This is a genomic window from Ideonella sp. (assembly GCF_036277275.1).
Lineage (GTDB): Bacteria > Pseudomonadota > Gammaproteobacteria > Burkholderiales > Burkholderiaceae_C > Ideonella.
Genome location: NZ_DASUNH010000122.1, coordinates 1 through 5,090, shown reverse-complemented (window position 1 = coordinate 5,090; position 5,090 = coordinate 1). Strand labels below are relative to the sequence as shown.

5 protein-coding genes are annotated in these 5,090 nt (G+C 69.9%); 2 read left to right on the top strand and 3 right to left on the bottom strand.

The window, feature by feature from the left end:
- Positions 1 to 295: 295 nt before the first annotated feature.
- A complete protein-coding gene (locus VFY73_RS20300) occupies positions 296 to 1,600 on the top strand; it encodes a lytic murein transglycosylase (protein ID WP_329722179.1) in 1,305 nt (434 codons plus the stop codon).
- Between the two features lie 72 nt (positions 1,601 to 1,672).
- Here VFY73_RS20300 and VFY73_RS20295 read toward each other — a convergent pair whose 3' ends face one another.
- Positions 1,673 to 2,344: a CAP domain-containing protein gene (locus tag VFY73_RS20295; RefSeq protein ID WP_329722177.1), complete on the bottom strand. Its 672-nt coding sequence runs from the start codon at positions 2,342 to 2,344 to the stop codon at positions 1,673 to 1,675.
- A gap of 269 nt (positions 2,345 to 2,613) precedes the next feature.
- On the opposite strand from VFY73_RS20295, the gene VFY73_RS20290 reads away from it, so the two are divergent.
- Positions 2,614 to 3,252 carry a hypothetical protein gene (locus VFY73_RS20290; protein ID WP_329722175.1) on the top strand — a complete coding sequence of 213 codons (639 nt, stop codon included), beginning with the start codon at positions 2,614 to 2,616 and terminating at the stop codon, positions 3,250 to 3,252.
- A gap of 42 nt (positions 3,253 to 3,294) precedes the next feature.
- Here the strand turns inward: VFY73_RS20290 and VFY73_RS20285 are convergent, their stop codons facing one another.
- Together VFY73_RS20285 and VFY73_RS20280 are read right to left on the bottom strand one after the other, a co-directional pair.
- Complete coding sequence (locus tag VFY73_RS20285; protein WP_329722173.1) at positions 3,295 to 4,461, bottom strand: sensor histidine kinase; 1,167 nt, start codon at positions 4,459 to 4,461, stop codon at positions 3,295 to 3,297.
- Complete coding sequence (locus VFY73_RS20280) at positions 4,451 to 5,032, bottom strand: response regulator (protein ID WP_329722171.1); 582 nt, start codon at positions 5,030 to 5,032, stop codon at positions 4,451 to 4,453. The genes VFY73_RS20285 and VFY73_RS20280 overlap by 11 nt, the downstream gene beginning before the upstream one ends.
- Positions 5,033 to 5,090: the final 58 nt, after the last annotated feature.

Here is a 5,090-nt window from a genome sequence, read left to right as displayed (position 1 = left end):
AGTTCAGATCTTCATGAACCTGAGCTGGAAGCGACCGCTGCTCTACCTGCTGCTGCCGGTCTTTGTCTTCCTGGTGTTTGTCGGCTTCCCACCGCCGTTCGCGCCGCCGCGGGCGACCAAGCCGGCGCAGGCACAGTCGGTGCGGGCCGAAAACAAGAAGAGCCAGAAAGGCTGATGGCCTGTCACGTTGACATGTGAATTGGGCGCCGGCGTCCGAGGGCCTGGCGCCCGATTGCCTGAGCGGGCGCCTATTCCGCGCCGGCACCAGGGTCGGCGCGATGGTGACAATGCAGCGATGCAAGCACCTGTCTTTTCACTGGCCCACCACCTTCGGCGTGCTGCCGCGATGCTGGTCTTCGTGCTGCTGTCGAGTTGCACTTCGACACCGCTGCCGCCACCCGAAGCGCCGGTCGCTTCACCCGTTAGCACCGGCAGCGCCGCCATCGGCACCACCGCGAACCCCACCGACGAGGCGCTGTGGCAGCGATTCGCGCAGTGGGTGGCATCGCTGCGAGACGCCGCACGCACGGCGGGCATCGGCGAGGCCACGCTGCGCGACGCACTCGACAACGTCCGCTACCTGCCGCGGGTCGTCGAGCTCGACCGCGCACAACCCGAGTTCACCCGCGCCGTCTGGGAGTACATCGACGTTGTCGTGACGCCGCAGCGCATCACCTCGGGCCAGGAGAAGCTGCAGCAGGTCCGCACCGAAGCCGATGCCGCCGCCGCGCGTTACGGCGTGCCTCCCAGCATCATGGTCGCCATCTGGGGCATCGAGAGCAACTTCGGCAGCCACTATGGCGACATCCCGACCATCGATGCATTGGCCACGCTGGGGTTCGAAGGCCGACGAGAAAAGTGGGCACAGACCGAGCTGATGGCCGCGTTGAAGATCCTTCAGAACGGCGACATCGACCGCGCACAGATGATCGGCTCGTGGGCCGGTGCGATGGGGCAGACGCAATTCCTGCCGTCGAACTTCCTGGCCTATGCGGTCGACGCCGACGGCGATGGCCGGCGCGACATCTGGGGCAGCATGGCCGACGTGCTGGCGTCGACCGCAAACTTCCTGGCCCGCTCGGGATGGCAAGCCGGCCTGCCCTGGGGGGTCGAGGTCCAGCTGCCGCCCGACTTCGATCCGGGCCGGGCCGACACCTCGGTGCGGCAACCGAGCGCGCAATGGGCGGCTGAAGGTGTGCGGAGCATCGACGGCACGCCGTTGCCAGCGTTTGCCGACGGCACGATTCTTCAGCCAGCCGGCGCGCGAGGGCCGGCCTTTCTGGTCGGCCCGAACTTCCGCACGATCCTGCGCTACAACAACTCGACCAACTACGCGCTCGCGGTCGGGCTTCTCGCGCAGCGCCTGGACGGCAGCTCAGGCGTCCAGGCCCCTTGGCCACGCGACCTGCAACCGCTCACCCGAAGCCAGTTGCAGGCGCTGCAGGACACACTGAACCAGCGCGGCTTCGACAGCGGCACCGCCGACGGCATGATGGGCCCGGCGACGCGGGCCGCGCTGCGGCGCTACCAGCGCAGCGCCGGCCTGCCGGCCGATGGCTACCCGACGCTGGAGTTGCTGCAGCGCTTGCAGCAGCCTTAGCGACGCTCGCCCTTGGGCCGCACTGCATTTTCATACAGCACCCTGTTCAAGCAGAGAGTGCCGGTGAGCCCGTCAGAGCCGCGCGGCGAGGACCATGGTCCAGTAGCTGCCGTACTGGCTGTTGGCCGATTCGGCGCAGGCCACGCCGAGGTCGCGATAACGTGGGCTCATGATGTTGGCGCAATGGCCGGGGCTGTCGATCCAGCCCTTCATCACCGAGGCCACGCTGTCATAGCCGGCGGCGATGTTCTCGCCCACCGCCGACCAGCGGTAGCCGGTGTCGCTGACCCGGTCACCGACCGAGCTGCCGTCGCTGCCGGTGTGGCTGAAGAAGTCGTTGGTGGCCATGTCACGCGAGTGCCGGTTCGCCGCGCGCTTGAGCTCCCTGCTCCACGCCACCGGCGTCGTGGCCCCGTACCAGGTGCTGCCGCAGTACCGGCCGGTGGCCCGGTAGCTGTTGGTCAGCTTCAGGAACTCCTGCCGGAACACCTTGGTACCGCTGTCGGCGCAAGTGGCCGAAGCCAGTGTCGACGTCGCCGCAACTGCTGCGACCACCGCCTGGTCATTGGCCAGGACGACGCTTTCGACGGCGCCGTCGGCCGCACGCTGCTGGGCCGGCGGCTGGGCCGAAACCACCGGTTCGGCGTGCGCTGTCGCAGCCCATGGGGTCAACCCGCAGGCGGCCAGGGCGCAAGGCACCGCCAGAAACCGAAACGAAGCACGACGCGGTGGATGCAGGCGCATGACAGTCTCCCAAGGCAAGGAATTCCAGAGCACACCAAGTGCCCCGGTGGTGGGGCAAAGGACGCGCCGGATCATCACACCGCCCTGCGTCGGCCCGCCGGGCGGCACGGTAAGCAACTCGTGAAATTGGAAACCGACGCCTACCCGCGCGCGCCCGGTAACACGCGGCATGCGCGCGCGCAAGCGATGCCCGAGGACTCTGACCGGGTCACCCCCTTGACGGCGTCGAGCACTCGCCTCATCGTCACGTGGCGTGAGCGATGCCTTCCATGAACGTCCTTCAACTCATCGACGAAGCCCGCCGCCAGGTGCCGGACGGCGCGCCCCTTGGCACGCGCTGGCATGCCACGTCGGAGGTGAACACGGGACACGGCCGCCACACGGTCGAGGTCTCGGCGCGCATCGACGCCCAGGGCCGGCGGCGCGAGCAGTTCTGGTGTGATGGCACGCGGGTCGAGCAACACGTGCTGTTGCGCCTGACCTGCGCCGAGGTCGAGTGCCCGCACGCCGTCGCGGTGCGTGCGCAGTGGCAGGCGCATCACCAGCAAGGGCCGGCCAAGGCGCCAGCCGCCCGGCCACCGCAACGCTCACTGATCCAGGAGATTCCGGTCAACGTTGGAGGTCATCAGCTCGTCGCGCGGCCGGCCCGCTTTCCGTGCCTGACCCCTTGTCCGCACAAGGCGCACCCGCCGCTGACGATCGACAAGACCGGCTTCGACCTGTTCGAGGACGGCCACTGCCTGGCCGGGGGCGTCATGGAATTCGGCGGCGTGCGCCAGCCGCGACTGCCGTCGGTCGGCGCGGCCGAAGCTTTTGTGCTCGCACGCCAGATCGAAACGCTGGTGGCGCTGGGTGAAGCGATCCAGTCGTCTCGCCCCAAGCGCGGCCGAAAGCGCAAGGCCAGCTGAGCGATCCACCCGGCGCCTCGAGTGCGACCGCCTCGGCGGCCATCAGAAGCTCATCACGAACGCCGCGCCACCCTCCAGCGGCCGCACATGGCGCACGCGGCCGCCCATGCCGTGCACCAATTGGCGCACCACCGTCAGGCCGATGCCCTGGCCGCCTTCGCGGGCGCTGAAGAAGGGCAGGAAGATCTCGCGCTCGAGGCCGGCCGGCACGCCGGGGCCGTTGTCGCGCACGCTGATCTGCAGCCGCCCACCGCGGCCTTGGCGGGCTTGCACCCACAGCCGTGGTTGCGCCAGATCGGCGGTCGCCTGCTCGGCATTGGTCAGCAGTGCCAGCAGCGCCTGTTCCAGCTGGCCTTCATCGGCCTGCAGGCGCAGGCTTGGCTCGGCGAGCTCGAAGCTGGCTTCGCCGCCACGTGCCGTCCATGCGGGGCCGATGGCCTGCTGCAAACGAGCGAACAGCTCATGCAGCGCCACCGGCGCCATCACCGGCTCGGGCCAGCGGCTGACCTGCCGGTAGGTGGTCACGAAATTCGACAGGCTCTCGGCGCGCAGCGCAATCGCGTTCAGCGCGAGTCGCAGTTCGGCCTCGCTGCCCGGTTCGTCGAGCAGCATCGCCGCGGTCTGGCTCAGGCTCTTGATCGGCGTCAGCGAGTTCATGATCTCGTGCGTCAGCACCTGCACGAGCTGCTGCCAGGCCAGCAGCGATTCGGTCTCCAGCTCGTGCTCGAGCGGCACCAGCGCGAGCAGCGTCTGCTCCCGGCCGTCGATCGCCAGCGGCTGGCGGCGCAGTTGCCAGCGCTCGCTGCCACGCTCGCTGTCCAGCACCACCGGGCCGCTTTTCGCCGCGCTGCGCAGCAGCCGATGCAGCGCCGCCCGATCACGCACGCCGCCCGGCGCAGCGAGGCGGCGGGCGCGGCTGGTCAATGCTTGCAGCGTGTCGCCGGCCAGCACCCAAGCGGCCACCGGCAGGTGTTCGAGCTGTGCCTGCAGCAGCGCCAGCCGATGGTGATCCGGCGCGGGCAGCGGATCCGGCAACGCGGGCGCCGCGGGCTGACGACGTTTCAATGGCCAGGCGGCCGCGAGACCGAGCAGCGCCAGCACCAGCGCCGCCACCCAGGCCCGCGCCGAAGCGCTCGCCGTGGCGGCTACTGCACCAGCACCGGCCCACAGCACGGCAGCGCCAAGCAGGCGCCCGTGGTCAAAGCCCATGCTTGCCGAGCCGGCGGTACAGGGCCGCCCGCGACAGGCCGAGCAAACGCGCGGCCGCGCTCAGGTTGCCTTGCGCCTCGGCCACCGCGGCCAGCACGGCGGCCCGCTCCTGTGCCGCCAGCGAACGCACGGGTTCGGTCGTCGACTGGGGAGCCGGCGCCTCGTCACCGTCCATCGAACGGACGCGCCGCAGCGCCTCCTGGCAGGTCGCGACCAGCTTGACGTTGTCCCACGGCTTGGTGATGAAGTCGAAGGCGCCGCGCTTGAGCGCCTGCACCGCGAGGTCAATGTCGGCGAACGCCGTCATGACGACGACCACCGGCGGCTGCGGCCTCGCCAGCACGTCGGCCAGCAGGCGCAGGCCCTGCGCACCGTCGGTGCGGCCTGGGCCGAAGTTCAGGTCGAGCAGCAGCAGGTCGGGCCGGCGCTGGTCCAGCGCCGCACTCAGCTCGGCCGGCCGCCGCAGGCAGGTCACCGGCGCGACGCGGCGCTGCAGCAGCAGCTGGGCGGCCAACCCCACGTCGGGGTCGTCGTCGAGCAGGAGGATCGAGGCGTCTGGCAGGGCGGGCACGGCTGGCAGTTTCGCAGCAACGCCGGCAGGAACAAACCCGCATGTCCGGAAGCGGACA